Below are 328 nucleotides of genomic sequence, written 5' to 3' on the forward strand. Positions count from 1 at the left end.
GGTGGGATACCAACGGGCCATCGCTTCGCTCGGCCAGTGGGCCGCAGCAGGCGCTGCGCGCCTGCTGCGGCGGGGATTGGTCATGGCGCTGCTCCTTGCATGAGCGCGTGCGTGTGCGCTCATGCAGATGCGGATGTGCCTGCGACCACAACCACCACCACGAGCACGAGCACAAACGCAGGCTTCGGCTGTTGGAAATTCCCAGGCCGAGCGCAGCGACGGCCCGCCCCGGCATCAAAGCCCCTCTGGCTGCGCCGAGGAGCGGAGCGTTTCGCGGATCAGGGCTCGCAGCTGTTTGAGCCGAAGGCGAGTTCTGCGAGACCCCGCG

The organism is Variovorax sp. Root473 (assembly GCF_001426505.1).
Taxonomy (GTDB): domain Bacteria; phylum Pseudomonadota; class Gammaproteobacteria; order Burkholderiales; family Burkholderiaceae_C; genus Variovorax.